Source organism: Mucilaginibacter frigoritolerans (assembly GCF_007830615.1).
Lineage (GTDB): Bacteria > Bacteroidota > Bacteroidia > Sphingobacteriales > Sphingobacteriaceae > Mucilaginibacter > Mucilaginibacter frigoritolerans.
This window is the reverse complement of sequence record NZ_VLLI01000003.1, coordinates 341613-363233: the sequence shown is the minus strand read 5'-3', so window position 1 is coordinate 363233 and position 21621 is coordinate 341613. Positions and strand designations below refer to the sequence as shown.

General features: G+C 38.9%; 20 protein-coding genes. 9 read left to right on the top strand and 11 right to left on the bottom strand.

Annotation, left to right across the window (positions count from 1 at the left end; all coding sequences use genetic code 11):
* Window positions 1-354: 354 nt before the first annotated feature.
* A complete protein-coding gene (locus JN11_RS07340; RefSeq protein WP_144911183.1) occupies window positions 355-1209 on the bottom strand; it encodes a sugar phosphate isomerase/epimerase family protein in 855 nt (284 codons plus the stop codon).
* 247 nt (window positions 1210-1456) lie between these two features.
* Between JN11_RS07340 and JN11_RS07335 the strand changes: the two genes are divergently transcribed.
* Window positions 1457-3364 (top strand): amidophosphoribosyltransferase, encoded by a 1908-nt coding sequence (locus JN11_RS07335; RefSeq protein ID WP_144911181.1) that lies wholly within the window; start codon window positions 1457-1459, stop codon window positions 3362-3364.
* 139 nt (window positions 3365-3503) lie between these two features.
* On the opposite strand, the gene JN11_RS07330 is transcribed toward JN11_RS07335, so the two are convergent.
* A complete protein-coding gene (locus JN11_RS07330) occupies window positions 3504-4163 on the bottom strand; it encodes a LysE family translocator (RefSeq protein WP_144911179.1) in 660 nt (219 codons plus the stop codon).
* Window positions 4164-4305: 142 nt separating this feature from the next.
* Window positions 4306-5634 (bottom strand): sugar porter family MFS transporter, encoded by a 1329-nt coding sequence (locus JN11_RS07325; RefSeq protein ID WP_144911177.1) that lies wholly within the window; start codon window positions 5632-5634, stop codon window positions 4306-4308.
* Between the two features lie 192 nt (window positions 5635-5826).
* Here JN11_RS07325 and JN11_RS07320 point away from each other — a divergent pair, with 192 nt between their 5' ends.
* Window positions 5827-7461 carry an MFS transporter gene (locus JN11_RS07320; protein ID WP_144911175.1) on the top strand — a complete coding sequence of 545 codons (1635 nt, stop codon included), beginning with the start codon at window positions 5827-5829 and terminating at the stop codon, window positions 7459-7461.
* A gap of 87 nt (window positions 7462-7548) precedes the next feature.
* Window positions 7549-8001, top strand: a complete 453-nt coding sequence (locus JN11_RS07315; protein ID WP_170227709.1) for a deoxycytidylate deaminase — start codon at window positions 7549-7551, stop codon at window positions 7999-8001.
* 75 nt (window positions 8002-8076) lie between these two features.
* Here JN11_RS07315 and cmk read toward each other — a convergent pair whose 3' ends face one another.
* Window positions 8077-8748 carry a (d)CMP kinase gene (cmk, locus tag JN11_RS07310; protein ID WP_144911173.1) on the bottom strand — a complete coding sequence of 224 codons (672 nt, stop codon included), beginning with the start codon at window positions 8746-8748 and terminating at the stop codon, window positions 8077-8079.
* 128 nt (window positions 8749-8876) lie between these two features.
* Between cmk and arfB the strand changes: the two genes are divergently transcribed.
* Window positions 8877-9293, top strand: coding sequence for an alternative ribosome rescue aminoacyl-tRNA hydrolase ArfB (gene arfB, locus JN11_RS07305; protein WP_144911171.1), 417 nt, complete (start codon window positions 8877-8879; stop codon window positions 9291-9293).
* A gap of 102 nt (window positions 9294-9395) precedes the next feature.
* Here the strand turns inward: arfB and JN11_RS07300 are convergent, their stop codons facing one another.
* The 3 genes from JN11_RS07300 to lon form a co-directional block, all read right to left on the bottom strand.
* Window positions 9396-10358, bottom strand: coding sequence for a lipid A deacylase LpxR family protein (locus JN11_RS07300; RefSeq protein ID WP_144911169.1), 963 nt, complete (start codon window positions 10356-10358; stop codon window positions 9396-9398).
* A gap of 219 nt (window positions 10359-10577) precedes the next feature.
* Entirely contained in the window at window positions 10578-11129 is a 552-nt protein-coding gene (locus JN11_RS07295) for a hypothetical protein (protein WP_144911168.1), read from the bottom strand.
* A 228-nt stretch (window positions 11130-11357) separates the two neighbouring features.
* Window positions 11358-13841: an endopeptidase La gene (gene lon, locus JN11_RS07290; protein WP_144911166.1), complete on the bottom strand. Its 2484-nt coding sequence runs from the start codon at window positions 13839-13841 to the stop codon at window positions 11358-11360.
* A gap of 370 nt (window positions 13842-14211) precedes the next feature.
* Between lon and JN11_RS07285 the strand changes: the two genes are divergently transcribed.
* The gene (locus JN11_RS07285) at window positions 14212-14841 is read left to right on the top strand and encodes a tetratricopeptide repeat protein (RefSeq protein ID WP_144911164.1); all 630 of its coding nucleotides are present in this window, start codon (window positions 14212-14214) and stop codon (window positions 14839-14841) included.
* On the opposite strand, the gene JN11_RS07280 is transcribed toward JN11_RS07285, so the two are convergent.
* Window positions 14842-15399: a hypothetical protein gene (locus JN11_RS07280; RefSeq protein WP_144911163.1), complete on the bottom strand. Its 558-nt coding sequence runs from the start codon at window positions 15397-15399 to the stop codon at window positions 14842-14844. It lies immediately after the preceding gene.
* On the bottom strand, window positions 15386-16909 hold the full coding sequence (gene gpmI / locus JN11_RS07275) for a 2,3-bisphosphoglycerate-independent phosphoglycerate mutase (protein WP_394348823.1): 1524 nt from the start codon (window positions 16907-16909) through the stop codon (window positions 15386-15388). Before gpmI ends, JN11_RS07280 begins: the two co-directional genes overlap by 14 nt.
* A gap of 251 nt (window positions 16910-17160) precedes the next feature.
* Between gpmI and JN11_RS07270 the strand changes: the two genes are divergently transcribed.
* From JN11_RS07270 to JN11_RS07255, 4 genes are all read left to right on the top strand, one after another.
* On the top strand, window positions 17161-17559 hold the full coding sequence (locus tag JN11_RS07270; RefSeq protein WP_144911159.1) for a DUF4783 domain-containing protein: 399 nt from the start codon (window positions 17161-17163) through the stop codon (window positions 17557-17559).
* A gap of 173 nt (window positions 17560-17732) precedes the next feature.
* Window positions 17733-18587: a carboxylating nicotinate-nucleotide diphosphorylase gene (gene nadC, locus JN11_RS07265; RefSeq protein WP_144911157.1), complete on the top strand. Its 855-nt coding sequence runs from the start codon at window positions 17733-17735 to the stop codon at window positions 18585-18587.
* A 107-nt stretch (window positions 18588-18694) separates the two neighbouring features.
* Window positions 18695-19363, top strand: a complete 669-nt coding sequence (plsY, locus tag JN11_RS07260) for a glycerol-3-phosphate 1-O-acyltransferase PlsY (protein WP_144911155.1) — start codon at window positions 18695-18697, stop codon at window positions 19361-19363.
* A 20-nt stretch (window positions 19364-19383) separates the two neighbouring features.
* A complete protein-coding gene (locus tag JN11_RS07255; protein ID WP_144911153.1) occupies window positions 19384-20136 on the top strand; it encodes a YqjF family protein in 753 nt (250 codons plus the stop codon).
* Here JN11_RS07255 and JN11_RS07250 read toward each other — a convergent pair.
* Window positions 20072-21361 (bottom strand): anthranilate synthase component I family protein, encoded by a 1290-nt coding sequence (locus JN11_RS07250; RefSeq protein ID WP_317131266.1) that lies wholly within the window; start codon window positions 21359-21361, stop codon window positions 20072-20074. The two genes, JN11_RS07255 and JN11_RS07250, sit on opposite strands and share 65 nt — an antisense overlap.
* Before the next feature lie 29 nt (window positions 21362-21390).
* A complete protein-coding gene (locus JN11_RS07245) occupies window positions 21391-21609 on the bottom strand; it encodes a helix-turn-helix transcriptional regulator (RefSeq protein WP_144911151.1) in 219 nt (72 codons plus the stop codon).
* Window positions 21610-21621 lie beyond the last annotated feature (12 nt).

Here is a 21621-nt window from a genome sequence, read left to right as displayed (position 1 = left end):
AAAAAGTATTTAAAATGATAAAAAATGGAATAAAAAAGGAATAAATGTGATAATTTTATATAAAAAAAATATAGTTTTTGGTGTTTTTGATAAGTTTTTAGCTTGCTTTAATATTGCAGTATTAAAAATGGTTGATAAACTACCCCATTGTTTAAAAAAAATAACAAAAAATATTTTTTTTATATACTTTTTTGTTCTAATTTCATCAAAATTTTAAAACGGGGCAGTGATTTGTATCCTGGTTTTAAAACAATCAAAACGGAATTCTAAACCAATTATAAACCTATATTATGATAGGCCTGACAGTATTCACCGTCAGGCTTTCTTTTTTTAAGCTACGCAGGTTAAAAAAATCTATTTTTTCAAACCTCTCAAATAAGCAATAGTAACGGGTATTTGTATAGCGTGATCCGGGCTTTCGTCTTCAATAAAATAATGTTTTATGTTTACTGCTTTGGCTGCTTTTATTATTTCAGGATAGTTAAGCTGCCCTGTGCCTACGGCAACATCATTATGGGTATTGGTGCCACCGGTTAAATCATTATCAATGCCTTTTCTGATATCTTTAAGATGCACCATTTTCCAGCGTCCCTTATATTTATATAACAATTGAGCCGGGTTGGCGCCACCATGGAAGGTCCACATTAAATCCATCTCGAAGGATACATATTTAGGATTGGTGTTTTGAACAATATAATCAAACAAAGTCCCATCCCCGTAAGGGCCAAACTCGTAACCATGGTCGTGGTAGCAAAAGGTGATATCGTTTTCTTTCAGAATTTTACCAACACGGTTAAAATCAGTCACTGCTTTTTTAGCATCATCAATAGTAAAGGTTTTGCCATGCGGTATCCAGGCCACCATAATAAATTTGGAGCCGAATACTTTAGCCAGTTTTATAGCAGCTTCAGGATCTTTCACAATAGCATTATAATCAATACCGATAGATGGCATGCTGATACCGCGATCATCCAACATTTTTTTAAATTCTTCGGGACTGATGTTTTTAGGATTAGGGCCTTCCATTTCGGTTATACCCAGTGCTTTAACACTATCAAGCACTGCTGCTACACCATTTGGGAAGCTGTTACGATAGGTATAAGCCTGCACGCCTATGGCATGGGTAAACAAGGGTTTACCATCCTGCGCAAGGGTGCAGTTGATCCATGCGGCACAAATTAAAAGTGAGAAAAAAAATAATTTCTTCATGTTGATGATGTGAGATAATTGGTTGTTTTAGTAAATGTAGAAATTAAACTAATTGAAGCATCTTATACCTTGCCGTCTATCTTAATCGTTACTTAATAAGTATTGTTTATGCTTAAAATTTTCAAAATCAGCTGCTTAAGTAAGTGAAATTGCTGTTAAATTAATGTTGCAGATTAATGCATTTTTATGACATTGTTAATTCAAAGTTTTAACATTTAAATTATACCTTTGCGGCTCATTACCAGTCATGAGTGATCAGATAAAACATGAGTGTGGTGTGGCGTTCATTCGCCTGTTAAAACCACTTTCTTACTATCAAAAAAAGTACGGAACAGCACTGTACGGACTTAACAAACTTTACCTTTTAATGGAGAAACAACACAACCGCGGCCAGGATGGCGCAGGTGTTGCTACCATTAAACTGGATATTGAACCCGGTAAACGCTATATAAGCAGGCACCGGTCCATGGCTTCCAATGCCGTGGCTGATATATTTGAGTATATCCAGAAAAAGTTTGCCGATATCCAGAAGGAAACTCCCGAAAAAATGAACGATGCCGAATGGCTGAAAGCAAACGTGAGTTTTGCAGGTGAGGTTTTACTGGGCCATTTGCGCTACGGTACACACGGTAAAAACAGTATTGAAAATTGCCACCCATTTTTAAGGCAAAACAACTGGATGACCCGTAACCTGGTAATTGCCGGTAACTTTAACATGACTAATGTTGATGAGTTACTACAACAGTTATACGATCTTGGTCAGCACCCAAAAGAAAAAGCGGATACGGTTACTGTACTGGAGAAAATAGGCCACTTTATTGATACCGAAAACCAGGGCCTGTTTGATCAATACAAACGCGAAGGCCTGGATGATAACATTGAGATCAGTAAATTGATTGCCAATGATATGGACGTGGCTAAAATTCTCCGTAAATCGGCCAAAAACTGGGATGGTGGTTATACCATAGCCGGTATTTTGGGTCATGGAGATGCTTTTGTAATGCGCGATCCGGTAGGCATACGTCCAGCTTTTTATTATTATAATGATGAGATAGTTGTGGCGGCATCAGAACGTCCTGCTATTCAAACCGCCTTCAATGTACCAATTGAAGATATCCGCGAGATAAAACCGGGCCATGCCCTTATTGTTAAAAAGAACGGACGCATCAGCGAAGATATGTTCAGCGAGCCGGTTGAAAAGAAGGCATGCTCATTTGAGCGCATCTATTTTTCGCGCGGCAGTGATGCTTCTATTTACCGTGAGCGTAAGCAATTGGGCCGTTTATTATGCGAGCAGATATTGAATACCGTTGATCACGATGTGAAAAATACAGTGTTCTCCTATATCCCCAATACGGCAGAAGTTGCTTTTTATGGCATGGTTGAGGGGGTGCACAAATACATTAAAAAATACCAGCGCGACAGGTTACTGAACCGCGAAGATAAGATAAGTGAAGAGGAATTAACAGAAGTGCTTTGCATGGCTCCTAGGGTGGAGAAAATTGCTATTAAGGATGTTAAGCTACGCACCTTCATTACCCAGGATGCTGACCGCAGCGAAATGGTGGCACACGTTTATGATACCACTTATGGTTTGATAAACAAAGGAACAGATACTTTGGTAGTGTTGGATGATTCTATTGTTCGTGGTACTACATTAAAGCAAAGTATCCTGAAAATTCTTGACAGGCTTGGTCCTAAAAGAATTGTGGTAGTTTCATCGGCTCCTCAAATCCGTTATCCGGATTGTTATGGTATCGATATGTCTCGTATGGGTGAGTTTGTGGCTTTTGAAGCAGCTATCAGCCTGTTAAAAGATGCCGGAAAAGAGGATGTGATTCTTAAGGTTTACCAGCAATGTAAAGACAGCTCTTCATTACCAAAAGAAGAAGTAGTTAACTATGTGCAGGCTATTTATGAGCCATTTACTGATCAGGAAATATCTGATCGTATTGCAAAGATCATCACCCCTCCAAATATCAAAGCTAAAGTTGAAGTGATTTACCAAACACTGGATAACCTGCACGTGGCTTGTCCAGGTCATTTGGGCGACTGGTACTTTAGCGGCAACTACCCAACACCAGGAGGCAACAAAGTTGTTAACCGCGCCTTTGTAAACTGGATGGAAGGAAAGAACCAGAGAGGTTATATGTAATTATTAGTCTTTAGTCTACAGTTCGAAGTCTTAAGTCTGTTTGTGAGATGAAATCAATCATTTCCCAATCAAGCTTAAGACTTTTTCCTTTTATAAAAAATGCAAGTAAGACTTAAGACACCAAACTAAGAGCTTAAGACTAAGACGAAGGTGCCGAGAATACAAAATGTGTTACCAGTTTATCCAGTAATACCAGTGATGCAATAATTAAGGCAATACCGGCAACTTCATTTAAACGGTGGATGAATTTTACAGAGATTTTATCGCGCAGTTTATCGGCATAAAAAGCCTTGGTGGTATCTAATCCAAACTGAACAATTAATACCGTTAAAAACATAACGGCAATTTTGGCCGACCGGTTGTGTACGCCCTGGTGGTATACGGTACTGGCAGCGCCAATAACAATGGTCCAATGGAAAAGTATGGTAGGATTAAAGATACACATCAAAAATCCTTTAAAAAAATACCCGGCTTTATGCAGCCTGGTAGGTACGGGTACGGTAGTATTATAGCTTGTTTGCGCTTTTTTAAACATGTAGTAAATACCTATTACAAATAAAATAATACTACCTACAACGCCTGCGTATATTTTATCCTTAGCGGTAACATCAAAATATTGTGAACCAAATAATATGGCGCCAACAAATACCATGTCGCTGCAAACTACTCCCAATGCCAGGGCTACGCCTGCTTGAAATCCCTTGTCAATACTGGTTTTTATCAATGCGAAAAATACCGGGCCGGTCAAAAACGTGAGCACTAATCCAAATCCAATACCCGAAATAACAGCTTCTATCATTAAGTCAGACTTAAGTGCACATTAATTAAAAAAGGCAGCACGAATATGCAATTTTATATCTTAAACAACCAAACTTAAAATTGTGATTAATTAATTAAATTTTTTTGATGGTATTGTAAAATTGACTATTAAAAGCTAATAATTAATGCATAATTATGTTCGATTCAATTTGCTCGAGCGATTTTCCTTTTGTTTCGGGCATCCATTTCCACACAAAAATGAGTTGCAGCACCATCATCGATCCAAAAAAGGAAAAAGTGATAGCTCCACCCAGCTTTTCTGCAAAAAACGGGAAACTAAAAGCGATCAGAGCGGCCATTATCCAATGGGTAGAACTGCCTAAGGTTTGTCCCTTGGCACGTACCTGGTTAGGGAAAATCTCGGATATAAATACCCATATAACGGCGCCTTGCGAAAAGGCGAAGAATGCAATAAAGATCATCATATAAACCGGCACAGCGTAGCCGCTAAAGTTTTTAGCGTAAAAGGTATATGCCACCAAAAATAGCGATGCTATTAACCCAAAGGAGCCAATCATCATTAAAAGCTTGCGGCCAACTTTATCAATAATGTTAATGGCCAGCAAGGTGAAAATAAAATTAATTAAGCCGATGCCTACTGTTGATAACAGGGAAGAGTGTGCGCCAAGCCCGGCCATTTCAAAAATACGGGGCGCATAATAAATAATAGCGTTAATGCCAGATACCTGATTAAAAAATGCAAACAGCATTGCCAATATAATGGGCTTCTTGTATTGCCCCGAAAATAAATTATCGGCATTGCCTTCGGTATTTTCCAGCTTTGAATTTTGAATGGCTTTAAGCTCTTCATTGCTGTTTAATGGATTGATGATTTGTAGTATAGCCAAAGCCTGGTTGATTTGACCTTTTTTAAGAATAAGCCAGCGGGGACTTTCGGGTATAAAATAAATCAGCACCAGGAATAATGCAGCAGGAAAAGCCTGTACACCTAACATCCATCGCCAGGAGGCTTCGCCAAATTGAGTAATTAAATAGTTAGACAGGTAGGAGATCAGTATCCCCAAAACAATGTTAAACTGAAATAAACCAACCAATGTGCCACGACGCCCTGCGGGCGAAATCTCAGAAATGTAAATAGGCGCGGTTACGGACGAAGTGCCCACACCCAGGCCACCAACAAACCTGAAGATTAAAAAAATATACCAGTTGTCGGCCAGTGAAGTGCCTATGGATGATATGAAATAAGCAATAGCTACAAAATATAAAGTGTTTTTTCTGCCGAAGTAATCAGATGGCCTTGAACTCAGTAATGAGCCGATGACGGTACCGATAAGTGCAATGGAGATAGTAAGCCCATGCTCGAATACTGATAGGTGCCAGAACTGTTGTATGGATTTTTCGGCACCGGATATAACTGCGGTGTCAAAACCAAATAAAAAGCCACCAAGGGCCACTACCATGGCCCAGGCCATAACAGAATTTTTTTTCATTTTTATAATTGGTATATAAAGGTTTACCATGCAATGTACATAACAGTTGCCGATAAATAAAACAGAAAGCCATTATCGTTTAAGAAAATGAAAACACACAGTAGGTTAATTAATTAAAAATTTATGACAGAATTATAAAAAATAGTTATGTTTAGAGTCTTAAAAAAATCTTTCGTAGAAACCTAATTAATAATGGAACAAAAAAACTCTAAAAGTTACGGCACCGCGTTGTACACTATTATTACTGTATTCTTTTTTTGGGGCTTTCTTGCGGCCTCTAACGGTATTTTTATACCATTTTGCAAAACGCATTTCAGCTTAACGCAGTTTGAATCGCAGTTAATTGATTTTACATTTTATGGTGGTTATTTTATCGGGTCGCTGATATTGTACTTTGCATCAGCAGCATCAAAGGTTGATATACTTAATAAAATAGGTTATAAAAACGGTATTGTTTTTGGCTTGATATTATCAGCTGTAGGCGCACTGTTAATGATCCCTGCAGTAAACTCCGGATCTTTTGGGTTTATATTAAGTTCATTTTTCGTAATTGCATTAGGTTTCTCGTTACAACAAACTGCAGCCAATCCATTTGTGATAGTTTTGGGTCCACCTGAAACCGGTTCAAACCGATTAAACTTTGCGGGTAGTGTTAACAATATAGGTGCTTTGTTAGGCCCAATTGTAGTGAGTATTGTATTGTTTGGTTCTGCAAAAGCTCAGGCAGCAGGTGCCGCAGTAGAAATATCATCTATTAATAATTTGTATTACATTTTAGCAGGGTTGTTCCTGGCAGTTGCTTTATTCTTTTGGGTATCTAACCTTCCGAAGGTTACCAGTGATGAGAAAATCGAATCGAGCCAAAAAGCAAACGCACCGCTTTTGGTTATATTCATTGCATTTTTATTGATTCTTGCTGCCACTCCTTTAAGCAAATGGACTTCAATTCCAAGTCAATACTTTGTTTATGCGTCATTGGGTATTATTTTAATTACGCTTATCAGCACTATTTTTGCTGCTAAAAAGAACAAAGAAGGCTGGGGCGCCATGCAATATCCTCAGTTAATTTTAGGTATGATAGCTATCTTTACTTATGTAGGTACCGAGGTAACCATACAAAGTAACATGGGTTCATTATTAAAAACACCTGAGTTTGGTTCATTTAAAGAATCGCAGATAGCTCCTTACATTTCTTTATATTGGGGTAGCTTAATGATAGGCCGTTTTGCAGGCTCTATTGGTGCTTTTAATCTTTCAAAAACAACTAAAAATGTGTTATATGTTATTATTCCGTTTTTAGCATTTGGTGTTGTATTACTTGCCAATGCATTAACCGGTGTTGATGTAAGTAATCTTTACATTTATGCAGTATGTGTTGCTGTTTTGGTGGTTGCTTTCTTTATTGGTCAGCAAAAGCCAACCCGCACCGTATCTGTTTTGGGTATATTAGGTGTTATTTTTATGCTGGTAGGTTTATTTACCACCGGCAGAGTGGCAACCTTCTCATTTATCAGCGGTGGTTTATGCTGCTCAATTATGTGGCCATCAATTTTCGCTCTATCTATTACCGGTTTAGGAAAATATACCAGCCAGGGTTCAGCATTTTTAATTATGATGATTTTAGGCGGATCAATTATACCACCACTACAAGGTAAAATTGCTGATGGTAGTAATAACCTGATTGCGGGTATGAGTGGTATCCACTTCTCGTACATTGTTCCGGTAATGGGCTTTACTTACCTGGCATATTTTGCATGGAAAGTAGGACGCGAACTGCTTAAACAAGGTATTGACCTTGATCACGTTCAAGCCTCAGGAGGGCATTAATATTTTTGTTCATTAGTTCAATTGTTCATTAGTTCATTGGGGCAATTGTTCGATACATTACTAATAAACCAGTGAACTAATGAACTAATGAAATTAAGTTTCGACCATATTTTTATGAATCTGGCAACCGACCTGGCCAAACGCTCACATTGCGTTAAGGCCCAGGTCGGTGCCGTTTTAGCCAAAGACACGCGGATCATATCTATCGGGTATAATGGTCCGCCGGCGGGTACCCATAACTGCGATGAGGAGTGGCCGACAACGGGCTGTGCACGCGATTCGAAAGGGAGCTGCTCACTTGCCCTTCATGCCGAAGAGAATGCCATATTGTATGCGGTGAAGAATGGGGCTAATTTGGAAGGTGCTACACTTTATACCACTTTATCGCCCTGTCTGCCCTGTGCAAGGCTTATCTTCTCTGCAGGCGTTAAAAAGGTGTTTTTTGACAAGTCATACGCTGCTTACAAAGGCCTGGCCAGCGACGAGGGTGTTGATTTCCTGAACCGTTTTGGGGTTAGTGCTGTGAAGTTTGAGGAGTAGTGATTAGAGGTTTGAGATAGGAGTTTAGTTGAAATCAATAAAGTCTTCTTAAAATCTTAATTCTAAAACTGTAAATTAAAGAAACGGTTCTACCTTGCTCAATGCAAATAGCAATTGCTCATCGGGATTAAGATCAGTGTTATCCAATATAATGGCATCATGTGCCCTTACCAGCGGGCTTTCCTTGCGGGTAGTATCCTGATAATCGCGATGTGCTATGTTTTCAAATATTTCTTCGAGGGTTATATCAGGGTTCTTAGGCAACAGTTCTTTATAACGGCGTTCTGCCCTTACTTTGGGGTCAGCGGTCATGAAAATTTTAACTGCAGCATCCGGGAAAACTGCAGTGCCAATATCACGCCCATCCATTACGATGTTTTTTGAGCGACCCATGCGTTGTTGCTGTTTCACCATTTCGGTACGTACTTCTTTAATGGCCGATACTGCGCTTACAGTTTCAGAAACAGGCATCAGCCTTATTTCGGCAGATACTTCTTCATCGTTTAAAGTGATATGCGTTTCATAATCGCGTGAATGAAAATTAAGGTGGATTTTTTTGAGTGCCTCCATAATCTGATCGTGATTATTAAGGTCGATATTGTTCCTCAAAAAATACAGCGCCACAGCCCTGTACATTGCACCGCTATCAACATAAATAAAATGGAGCTTTTTAGCTAAAGCCTTAGCCAGTGTGCTTTTACCACACGAAGAATAGCCGTCAATGGCTACAATAATCTGATCACTCATGGGCAACTAAATTAAGAAAAATTAGTTGATTAGGTGAAGGGTTGATTAAGTGAATGGCTGAATTTACAGGGTAATATTTTATAACCACTCACTTAATCAACTCAATCAACAAATAACTATTTTTGGCCATGAATTTTAATAAGGTCGACCTTCAGAAAGAAATAACTTATAAAACATCGCGCAGTGGCGGTAAGGGCGGACAAAATGTAAATAAGGTATCCAGTAAAGTGGAGCTATTGTTTTCGGTAAATAATTCGCTGTTGTTTACAGATGAGGAAAAGGCTTTACTGAATGAGAAATTGCAATCCCGTTTTAATAAGGACGGTTTAGTACAGGTAATTTGTGATGAAGAGCGCAGTCAATACCTTAACAAAGAAAAAGCTGTTGAAAGATTGGTTCTTTTGCTAACCCGGGCATTGCATAAACCCAAGGCACGCAAGGCTACCAAAGTAAGCAAAGCTGCCAAGGCCGCCCGGTTGGAAAATAAACGCATTACATCAGCCAAAAAAGAAAACCGGAAAATAAGGCCGGGAGATAATGATTAGTAGCCCCCTCTAAATCTCCCCCGGAAGGGGAGACTTTTTGCTTCGCCCGAGTTTATTTTTTAAGTCCTCCCTACCTGGGAGGATTAGGTGGGGCATCTACCGCTATTTAAACCTGTACATCCCCGTTACGCTTCCCCATTGGTGCGATTGTACCATTTCTTTATCATCCAATGTATGGAAAATGGCTGCAATATCAAATGTAAAGCGGTTTGCGGTAAAAGCTAAACCTATCTGGTTGCTGAAAATAAATGGCTCTTTATCTTTAGTAATTTCCTGGCTATTTGGGTCGCTATGATTATCAAATAAACCGCCTTGTATGGTAGCATCATAGGCCACATAGTTTATAAGGGGTTGATAATACAGGTATAATTCGTTTTTGTGCAATTTTTTGATGCTGTTATTTTTTGTGGCTGTGCTTTGTGTACTAACTGAGTTAAATAACTGGTTAAAATTTCCCAACCTAATCAATGGGCCAAGGCCCGCGCCTGAGAAACCGTTGCCTAAATTTAAATAACTTGTAAAGGATACATCCACCCATGATGCACGCGCAAGCAATTTGTTATAAGCAGCTGAAAGGTTTAATTCAAAGTTATTCTGAATCTGGTACTGCCATCCGCCGGGTGTGTAAAAACCGAATGTTTTGTGTACCCATGTTTGTACCTGTTCTGCACCTGATGCCGGGCCTACTACGCCTAATTGCGCACTGACTTTAATATTGCTTTCGTTTTTATATAAAAAATTTAAGGTAGAACCTATGTAGGTATAACCTGCAAATGGCCTATCGATATATTGTGGGCCGGGTACATAGCCTGATTGTGGATTGAATATTTTCTGCCCTGTTTCAAACCCTAATACTTTATTGGCTAAAGTAGCAGTATCCTTACCTTTAACTTTTAAAGCATGCCTGTAATAAATAAAAATTCCATCGGTATAATACCGGTCAGATCCTTGTGCAAGGTATGAATCATTGTCCGTTTGAACGCCGATTTCAGTACTATGCGACTGGGCAAACAAGTTGGCAGTGCCAATAAGACAAAGCAACAGTAAAAAAAGTTTGAATTTCATCAGGGCCTTTAATATAAGTTACTAAAGTAATAATTAGCTGAAACAAAATGTCGAATTCAAAGCAAATTTTGAGCTTTTTTACTCGTACAGCGTCTGTGTTTGGATTAAGGGTAAATTATCAGCCAGTGAAGGGAGAAGTTAAGGTGATAAGATAAGGATAGGTTGGTTAATGTTTTATAAGTGAAGTTTGACTTTATCCAAAGTCAGACTTTAATGTATTTAAAAGGTATAGCCAATACTTAAACCGCCTTCATACAGTACTCCTTCATCATAAAAAATGGGGTCAAATATAATTCGGAAGTTTATGCCGCCATTTTCCTGCTGATACCGGTAGCCTATGGACGCGTTTCCGCAAAAGCCGGTTATGTTATCAAATTCAAAAAAGGTACCATTAGGGCTTCCTTTTGAGTTTAAGAAGGTGGTACCGAAAGCGCCTTCAATATAACTGGATGTACTGTGATTTATGCTGAACAGATAGTTGATTTGCAAAGGAACCGAAAATACAGAGTTTGACCCCGTGTTATAATAACCTGCCCCAACCCTGTATCCCCATTTATCAGAACCACTGCCAAAACGTTTGTCGAAGTTTAAAGTGAGTGCCAGCCCGGCTCCGCCCACTTCCAAATATACTGATTTTGGACTGCTGCCTTTTACTTTAGTTGTTGTGTCGCGCTTTACTGTATCTTCTTCCAGGCTTTGGGCACTTGCACATAAGTGAAAAGAAATAAATAAAAGTAGCGGGATGGCTTTTAGAGCAATAGCTTTCTTCATAATCAAATCAAAATATGTGGGATTGCTTAACTAATACCATAATTGGATTGGTAAACTATGATAACGGATCGTATTACGCTAGGGTTAATAAAAAGGTTTCAATTTACATGAAAAAAGAGTAACTTATGATAAGGTTTTAATAATTACTTGGTAATTACAAGGTTTTTATTTATAGTTAGTTAGTTATCGATTTGCTTAAAGCGCAAATCGACAACTAATACTTTAAAACTAGTATTGGTGGCTTATTGCCGGGGCAACGTCTTCTTTTACTGTTAGGTCAATAGGGTTAACTACCTTTTCGTTTAACAGGGCAAGATTAATTACCTCACGCATATCGGTAACATAATGAAATTGAAGATCTTTTATGTAATCTTCTTTAATTTCAAGGATGTCTTTTTTATTTGATGCGCATAAAATTATTTCTTTGATATTGGCACGTTTGGCTGCCAGTATTTTTTCTTTTATACCGCCAACAGGCAAAACGCGGCCGCGTAAGGTAATCTCGCCTGTCATAGCTAAATGAGGCTTAATTTTACGCTGGGTAAAAGCTGATGTGAGCGCCGTTAGCATAGTTATACCTGCCGATGGTCCGTCTTTAGGCGTGGCACCTGCCGGAACGTGTACATGTATATCCCATTGGTCAAACAGTTTAACATCAATATCAAAATAGGATGAGTGGGCACGCAGATAGGCCAAAGCAATGGTTACTGATTCTTTCATTACATCGCCAAGGCTGCCGGTTAGTGTTAAACGGCCCTTGCCTGGGCTTAAACTGGCTTCAATAAACAATATATCGCCGCCTACTGATGTCCATGCAAGGCCGGTTACTACACCTGCAACATCATTACCTTCGTATAAATCTTTATCAAATATAGGCGCACCTAATATTTTTTCGACATCGGCTTTGCTTACGGTTGCATTATATGGTTCTTCCATAGCTATGCTTTTAGCCACACCTCTTATCAGTGAACCTATCTTTTTCTCCAATGCCCTAACGCCCGATTCGCGGGTATAATCAACAATAAGCTTTTCCAATATTTCAGGCTTTACCGCAACATCCTTGGTTTTTAAGCCATGTGCCTCGCGTTGTTTGGGCACTAAATGTTGTTTGGCAATTTCAACTTTTTCTTCAATGGTATATCCGTTTACCTCAATAATCTCCATACGGTCAAGCAGGGCTGGTTGAATAGAGCTTAGTGAGTTTGCTGTAGCAATGAACATCACGTTCGACAGATCAAAGTCCATCTCCACATAATGATCGTAAAAAGTACCGTTCTGTTCAGGATCGAGCACTTCCAGCAAAGCTGATGATGGATCGCCTCTGAAATCATTACCTACTTTATCAATCTCATCCAGTATAAATACAGGGTTAGCTGCACCGGCTTTTTTTACCGATTGTATAATACGACCGGGCATAGCGCCAATATAGGTTTTACGGTGGCCACGTATTTCAGCTTCATCGCGGATGCCGCCCAAAGCCATACGTACATACTTACGGCCCAGGGCCTTTGCTATTGATTTACCTAATGATGTTTTACCCACACCCGGAGGGCCAACCAAGCAAAGTATAGGCGCTTTCATGTTGTGCTTTAATTTAAGCACAGCCAGGTATTCAATAATGCGTTGTTTAACCTTATCTAGTCCGAAATGATCTTTATCTAAAACCTTTTGGGCGCGTTTAAGGTCGAAATTATCTTTGGTGAATTCATTCCATGGCAGGTCAACCAATAGTTCCAGGTAGTTGATCTGTACAGAATAATCAGCCGCTGCCGGATTGGTGCGTGCCAATTTTTCCATTTCTTTATCAAAATGGTCCTTAACTTCTTTGCCCCATTTCTTTTTTAAAGCACGCAATTTTAAACTATCGATCTCCAGATCAGGCGAGTTACCGCCCAATTCTTCCTGTATAGTTTTTAGCTGCTGATTTAAAAAATAATCGCGTTGTTGTTTATCCAGATCGACCCTTACTTTACTCTGAATCTGGTTTTTTAGTTCCAGCATTTGCAAATCAAGTGTAAGGTGCTCCAAAACAAGGTTTGCCCTGGTGCGTAAACTGGCTTCTTCCAGCAATCGCTGTTTTGCTGCCATATCGGCATTCATGTTTGATGATATAAAATTGATCAAAAATGAAGTGCTTTCAATGTTGCGGATGGCAATGCCGGCCTCGCTCGGAATATTAGGTGATAACTGAATAATGCTCATGGCCATATCCTTAATGGATGATACCATGGCTTTAAATTCTTTATCGTCTTTATGTTTAATTTCTTTAAAAGGCTCAATTGTGGCCTTAATATAAGGTACGCTCTGTACCTCATCTTTTAAAATAAAACGCTTTTTGCCCTGTAATATCACGGTGGTGTTACCATCGGGCATTTGCAGCATCTTAATAATAAGAGCAATAGTGCCAACTGAATTCAATTGGCTAAAATTAGGGTCTTCAATCCCCACGTCCTGTTGCGAAACTACCCCAATCATACGGCTGCCCTTATTGGCATCACGTATCAGCTTTATTGATTTATCACGGCCAACCGTAATGGGGATTACTACCCCCGGAAATAAAACAGTATTGCGCAGTGGAAGTATAGACAAAATTTCGGGCAAAGCTTCGTTATTCATTTCCTCTTCGTCTTCTGACGACATTAACGGAAAAAATTCAGATTCTTCGTTTATTACGGGTAAAGCACTTTTAAAATCAAATGGATCAAAACTCATCAACTACCTTTTATGTATGATTAAAAACGTCATATTGTCAGCCTGTAAATAAACAAGCTCTTATGGCTGTAGGTTATTTAGCGGGTATTCCTGATAAATAGTATTGGTTCAAGACCTGTGCCAATATATGATAATAGTTAGCAGGATTTGTATTTGTGTTGTAACACGCTGATTATATGTAAATTGCAAATGTATGATGTTTTTACAAATTAGTCATAAATTATTGGGTAAAGATGAAAAAAAGTCATATAATAGCATCCCGTTATTTGATGAATTAAAAAATAATTTAAAGTAAAACTATTGACCGGCATAATATTTTTAATTTATATCAGTTAATTGTATACTAATTTGTTACACCGCAAAGCATTTGATGAAGTTATCGGTTATCATATCCTTCCTGATTATTACTTCCCTTGAAAATACTTATGCCCAAAACGCATATGTAAAATTAGGACAGGAAGCATTAATGGATGGCGATTTTAAGGCAGCAGTGGCACAGCTTGAAAAGGCTTGTTTAATTGACTCAACCAATGCTAATGCGCTGTGGATGCTGGGATATTCTTATTACCACAGCGAAAACTACAAAAAATCAATAGCCGCTTACACCAAAGAAATTTCAATAAACCCAACAGATGCCACCGCCTATTATTACCGGGCACGGGATAAAAGCTATTTGGGCAAGGATAATCAGCTTTCGCCGGCAGATAAGGAGAAGTATTTAATAGGGGCAATTTATGACCTTACAAAAGCCATATCTATTAATCCGAACGATACCCAGAACAAATATTACCAAACGCGTGGCATAGCTTACAGGGAGTACGGCCTCTTTAAATTGCAAACTACCGGCAAGTATTACGATAAAAACCGCGGTATTAATTCATTAAAAGCCTCTATCTCTGATTTTGAAAGGGTTTTGACTGATAATCCAAATCGGGCCGATATATCTACCCTCATTGATCAATCCAAACTGAAATTAGACGAGGTGCTTGCACACCGCTAATTAGTGCTTTATTACCCCCTCAATGCGGTAATGATTATTGCCCATTAACCTTACATGCTGATCTTTTTCAATTAAATAAAGCGAATCCGGATAATAGGATAGTTTTTCTGTAGTGGTATACAGGATGTTTTTAGTGCGGTTAAAAATCAATATCCACTTTACCTTTTGCTTATTATCGCGCTTTATAATCATTTCGCGCATTTTAAGCTCAGGGTCTATCGCTTTATAAAATAAAAGGGAGTCGTCAGTTATAACGGTGTAGCTTTTTTGCCAGGCAGGTTTGTTAATATCGGCATCTATAAAAAGGTTGAATTCCTGCCCCCAGTTGTCAATTTTTACTGTTTTGCTTTCGGTAGTTCCGTTGTGAGAAACTGTTTTAAGCACCTGGATCTTTAAATGATTCAGGTGCGCAATATCGGCACTAAAATATCCTTTAATGTCAAAATACTTCAGCGCGGCTCCGGTTTCTTTAATGTCAGGCTTGCAAGCCGTGCCGCAAAGTATAATGCAGCATAACATTGCAAAGCCTGTCCATTTTGTAGTTTTATACCAATACATTCCCGGTCATTTTTTCAGGGATTGCAACGCCAAGCAGATGCAAAATGGTTGGTGCAATATCACCCAGTTTGCCATCTTTTACCTGTTTAACATCGCTATCAATAATTATACAAGGTACCAGGTTGGTAGTATGTGCCGTATTTGGCGATCCATCTTCATTAATCATATAATCAGCATTACCATGGTCGGCAATGATGATGAACGAATAACCGTTTGCAATACCCGTTTCAACAACCGCTTTAGTGCAGGCATCGGCAGTTTCGGCAGCTTTTACCACAGCGCTGAACACGCCGGTATGGCCAACCATATCGGTATTGGCAAAGTTAAGTGCAATAAAATCGGCCCATCCGCTCTTTAACTCCGGAATAATGGCATCACGAATCCCTTCGGCGCTCATTTCGGGCTGTAAATCATAAGTTGCCACTTTTGGTGAAGGCACTAATAAGCGTTTTTCATTGGTGAATTCTTTCTCGCGGCCACCCGAAAAGAAAAAGGTAACATGCGGATATTTTTCAGTTTCGGCAATACGAATCTGATTTTTGCCTGCATTCTGTAAAATTTCACCGAGGGTTTGCGTTAAATCATCCTTATCAAACACCACTTTCACATTTTTAAATGTTTCATCATAAGGTGTCATGGTGATATAGTGCAGGTTAAGCGGATGCATATTATATTCAGGGAATGCCCTTTGAGTTAAAGCGATGGTGATTTCGCGCCCTCTGTCTGTTCTGAAGTTAAAGCAGATTACAACATCGCCTTCTTCAATTACCGCAAGCGGGGTGCCTTCAGCATCAACCTGTACAATAGGTTTTATAAACTCATCGGTAACATCCTTTAAATAGGATTCTTTGATAGATTGGGTAACGCTAGTGGTGGGTTCGCCAACACCATTAATCATCAGATCATAAGCCAATTTAACTCTTTCCCAACGATTATCGCGGTCCATAGCATAGTATCTGCCAATTGCCGAAGCTACTTTTATGTTTGATCCTTCAATATATTCTTCCAGGTCGGTAATAAAGCCTAAGCCTGATTTTGGATCTGTATCACGTCCATCTAAAAAAGCATGGATAAATACTTTATCTAAATCATAAACTTTAGTGGCATCGCATAAGCCTTTAATATGTTTAATGTGTGAGTGAACACCACCGTCAGATACCAGGCCAATAAGGTGTACCTTTTTACCGCTTTGTTTAGCGTATTCAAAAGCTTCCTTTAATACCGGGTTACCGGGTAGTTCATTATCTTCAACCGCTTTGTGTATGCGGCCAAGTTCCTGGTATACTACGCGGCCTGCACCTAAGTTCATGTGGCCAACTTCTGAGTTTCCCATCTGTCCGGCAGGTAAACCTACAGCGGTGCCAGATGCTTCCAGCTTTGAATTTGGGTAGTTACTAATCAGGGAGTCGAAGAATGGCGTTTGGGCTGCCACAATAGCGTTCGACTCATCATTACGGCCGTATCCCCAGCCGTCAAGAATTATTAATGCAATTTTTTTATGTTTTTCCACAATGCAAATATAAACGCAACGTTGTAATATGGTATATTATAATTGAGTTAATGCCCCTGTGCCCGGGCATTAACTCAATTATTAAAACTAATAATTGAGTTAGTGCCCCAAACTCAAAAGGAAATAAACTGTTGTTTGTACGGTAAATTGATGAAAGTGTTGAATGTTTTAGTGTAGATTTTGCCATATTTTACCTATAATCGAATGTCAAATACTTAGTAACGTCCAGTTTTTTTCGTTGTCCTATAGTTATGATAAAGCTACTTTGCCTGCCATTGCTGTTTATCTCCTACCTGGTTCCGGGGGGCACATTTGCCGATCCGATTGATAATGTTGCCACTTTAATTAAGCAAGGTGATGTGCATGCACTGTCGGCCATGTTTGCTCCAAGCGTTGAGATCTCCATTTTAAATGAAGAAAATGTTTATTCAAAAACCCAGGCAGAGCTTGTTTTGACTAAGTTTTTTAATGAAAATAAGCCGAGGTTGGTTAAAATGCTTCACCGGGTAAATTCTAATCCTAATTATTACTTTGGGGTTATTACGATGAATACAGATAAGAGTGCCTTCCGTATAGCCTGCACCCTGAAACAAATAGATAAACATTTTGAACTAATTGAAATGCGAATAGAAACGGAGAAGGTGAAGTAGGGAGGGGAAGGAGTCCATAGTCGATGGTCCATAGTCCATAGTTTTAAGTCGATAGATAATTCATATACTGTAGTCATAATCCTGGTTTAATAGAATTGGGCTTGTTAAATAAAACTACAGAGTATGGACACAACGAAAATTGTTTTTACTTTTGGGCTTTAAATCTATAAGGTTTGGACAAATCAATTATTGATCAGTTTATAATAAATTCACTTAGTGAAGATGTTGGCGATGGCGACCACACTTCATTGGCCACTATACCAGCCGGTACAAAAGGTAAAGCAAAACTTTTAGTAAAAGATAGTGGCACTTTAGCCGGTGTTGAACTGGCGGTTGAAATATTCCGTATTGTTGATGAGCAACTTAAAGTAACCCTTTTTTTAAATGATGGAGCAGACATTAAGCCTGGCGACATTGTTTTGGAAGTGGAAGGCGATGCACAAAGCATTTTAAAGGCCGAACGTTTGGTGCTTAATTGTATGCAACGCATGAGTGGTGTGGCTACTACCACGCATCGGATTGTAAGGCTTTTACAAGGCACCAAAACAAAGGTGCTTGATACCCGGAAAACTACTCCCGGCTTACGCTACCTTGAAAAATGGGCCGTAAGGATTGGCGGCGGTGTAAATCACCGCTTTGGTTTGTATGATATGATATTGATAAAGGATAATCATGTTGATTATTCGGGTGGCATAAGGCAGGCTATTGAAAATACACATCAATACCTGGCAGCGAAAAATAAAAACCTTCAAATTGAAATTGAGGTAAGAAACCTTGATGAATTGCAGCAGGTTTTGCAAACAGGTGGTATAAACCGTATATTGCTTGATAACTTTAAATTTGATGAGCTGCGTAAAGCGGTAAAAATTATTGATAATAAATTTATTACAGAAGCATCAGGAGGTATAACAATTGACAACATTCGCGAGTATGCGGATTGTGGGGTTGATTTTATATCAGTAGGTGCCTTAACACATTCAGTTAAGAGTTTGGACCTTAGCTTAAAAGCAGTTATTGTTAAAGATTAGTGAGGGATATTAATATTTAACGGGTGTTTTCATAAAGCTTTGTTAAATATAACTAAGCTCTTTTCACTAAGCTCTAATCATTAAATATTTACTATTATTGCGGTAATATGATTACCATCTATTCAGTTTCAGCACTTATTATGGCCTATTTATGCGGGTCAATACCAACAGCTGTTTGGATTGGGCAGGCATTTTATGGGGTTGATGTAAGGGAATATGGCAGCGGCAACGCCGGGGCAACCAATACCTTTAGGGTGCTGGGTAAAAAGGCAGGCATCCCTGTTATGCTTTTAGATATTTTAAAAGGGTGGACAGCAACCAACCTGGTTTATTTTATAGGTGTTTCAACCACTGGGGCATCCCACTCCATTGCTTACACTAATTATGAACTTGCGCTGGGCATTGCAGCAGTTATGGGGCACCTGTTTCCGGTATTTGCAGGCTTTAGGGGTGGTAAGGGTGTGGCTACCTTGTTTGGGATGGTGCTTGCCGTTAATTTAGACTCGGCCCTGCTTTGTGTAGGAGTATTTATTGTGGTGCTTTTAATTACGCGTTATGTATCCCTCAGTTCTATAACCGCTGGTTTTACTTACCTTTTGGGCGTTACTTTTGTTTTTCCTGTTTATATTAGGTCGGTAATTATATATGGTATGTGTATTTGCGCGTTGATATTGGTTACCCATCAAAAAAATATAGAGCGTTTATTAAAAGGAAAAGAATCAAGAGTGAACTTTTTCAAAAAGAAGATACCCGATACCAGCAAACGCGTAAGCTAATTTTACTTTACTAAATTCTTATGGAAAAAAGCAGGTTTTTAAAAGCACAATGGAAAAACCTGCTAATGCTCAACTATGAAGTTGATCCGGAAATATTAAAACCTTATTTACCCGCAGGAACGGTACTGGATACCTGGCAGGGTAAAACATTGATGAGTATGGTAGGCTTTATGTTTTTAGATACTCATGTTTTAGGCATTAAATGGCCCTTTCATGTCAACTTTGAAGAGGTAAACCTGCGCTTTTATGTAAAGTATTTTGATGGAAAACTGTGGAAACGCGGAGCAGTGTTTGTGAGCGAAATTGTACCCAAAAGCATTATTGCTTTTATAGCCAATAATTTATATCAGGAAAAATATACCGCCCTGCCTATGCGGCATTCCATAAAATTGCTTGAGGACAATACGGAGTTTATTTATGAGTGGAAGCTGAAAGGTATTTGGAACAAACTTGGCGCAACAGTAAGTAATCAATTTGAAGATATTAAACCAGGGAGCCCCGAAGAATTTATTTTTGAGCATTACTGGGGCTATAATCAAATCAGCAAGGTTAAAACTACAGAGTACCAGGTTGAACATCTATCATGGCAGATAGCTGAGGTAAAGGATTATGTTTTTGAGGCCGATATAAAGACTTTATATGGCGATGCTTTTGTGCCGTATTTAACTGTTAAACCATATTCGGCATTTTTTGCCAACGGATCGGATATTAGTGTGCGGATGGGGGAGAAGATTCTGGTTGATTCAGCGCCTCCATTATCCCTCGTACTTTAAGTAAACATTCTTCATACTCACTTTCGGCATCAGCATGGTAGGTAATGGCGCTGCCGGCCTGGAAAGACAGGTATTTGTTTTGCTTGTTGTATAGCAGGCTTCTGATTACCACATTAAAATCAAAATCATCATCGGGATTAAAATAACCAATTGCGCCTGAATAAACGCCCCGGCGGCTTCGTTCATAATACTCCATTAATTGCATAGCGCTTATTTTGGGTGCCCCTGTCATGCTGCCCATTGGGAAGGTGTTTTTTATAGCCTGTATGGGTGTGATGTTTTCATCAAGTTCACAAACCACCGTCGAGATCATTTGATGCACCTGCTTAAAGCTGTAAATGCCAAAAAGCTCTTCTGTTTGTACGGTTCCTTGTTTGGCAGATTTGGTTAAATCGTTTCTTACCAGGTCAACCACCATTACATTTTCCTGTAGTTCTTTAACGGTACTGCTTAGTTTGTTTTTGATGGCCTTGTCTTCCTCATCGTTTTTACCCCTTTTTGCTGTGCCTTTAATAGGTTGCGATATTAATTTGGTACCCCGTTTAGCGAGGAAACGCTCTGGTGAGGCGCAAAGAATATAATGATGCTTCCACTTGAAAAATGAACCGAAAGGGTTGGGGGATATTTCATTCAGCCTTGAAAAAACGGCCAATGGATCTATTGTGGCATTTTCCGCAAAAAACTCCTGACAAAAGTTGGTTACATAAATGTCACCACGATTGATGTGTGCTTTAACTTCCTCAATCGTGGTGATATATTCTGTCTTGCTAAATCGTTGATAAATATTTACAGCTGTTACATCTGTAACGGTACTTGTTTTTTGTGCTTCAATGCAAGCAAGTACTTCTGCAGGATTGGTTGCAATAATCTCTGCCTCATTACCTTTAATCAGGATGAGGTATTTGGGTGCAAAGAAATACAGATCGGGAAAGTTAAGATGATCAATATTTTGGGAGGTTAGATTTTCTGTTTCATTTTTCAAATCATACCCCAAAAAACCGGTAATCCATTGCGCATTATTTTTGCGAAATGTCTCCAATTCATCGTAAGCGGCCCCTGCAAAACTTATTACTTCATTTATCGCATCAACTGCAATCAGAACATCAAACTTTGAATATGAATCTGTAAAATTGTTTGAATCAAGATAACAGAAAACATTAAAAGACGATGCCCATTGTAAAGCTTTCTTTTTAAATGTTTGCAGATTGGTAATGCGTTTAATCACCCTGCAAAAATAGAAAGCTTATCTGTACTTTAATTTATTGATGTCACATTATAGTGATATTCTATTAGCCCGGTAATTCCAATACTGTAGAGTTCGCAAATCTTATCGCACTTTTGTAAAGTGAGATCAGTTTTGTTGTTTTCCCAGTTGTTATAAGTTTTGCGGCTAATGTTTAAGTGATCTGCTACGTATTGCTGCGAATATTTTTTATTAAGCCTGATTTTTTTTAGTGTAGTGCCAATTCCCATAATTTAATGCTT